Here is a 516-nt window from a genome sequence, read left to right on the forward strand (position 1 = left end):
AATTGCAGGATCGCGGGCAGCGCGTGCGACACGAACGGATTGCTCCAGTTGGCCGACTGCTGGCCGGCCTTCAGGATGGCAACCTGGCCGCCCTGGGGGGTATACACGACGGGCGAAGCGTCCGCGCCGTCGTCATACGACGCGCGGAACGCGCCGGGCGGGGTCGGGAAGCGCAGCACCGCGTGCTCCGCGTCGCGTGGCGAGGTAGCGTCGGTCGTGGCCGGCCCGGTGGTCGACACCCCCTGGGCCAGCGACGACAGCGTCGGCATCCGGGTGGTCAGATCGGGATTTTCCGCGACCCGGTCGAGCATGTTGGAGGCCGACGACGTGCGCCGGATGGCGGAGGAAAGGTTTCTGAGCAGGTTCATCGTGGATAGCGGTTCATATCGTGTGTCATGCCACCTTCCCGTCTCTCAAGCCCCAGGCTTCGAAACGCAGATCCGGAAAATCGCCGACGATGCGCAGCGCCATCGCCGAGCCGGCGAGCGTCTGCGTCCAGAACGGATCGGTCGATTC

The 516-nt window shown here is 67.1% G+C and carries 1 pseudogene; it reads right to left on the reverse strand.

From position 1 onward, the window contains the following. Positions 1–368, reverse strand: a pseudogene (locus AC1RQF_RS33535) (type IVB secretion system protein IcmH/DotU); the annotation flags it as partial. Positions 369–516 lie beyond the last annotated feature (148 nt).

It is taken from the genome of Burkholderia sp. GW821-FHT14F03 (assembly GCF_058803765.1).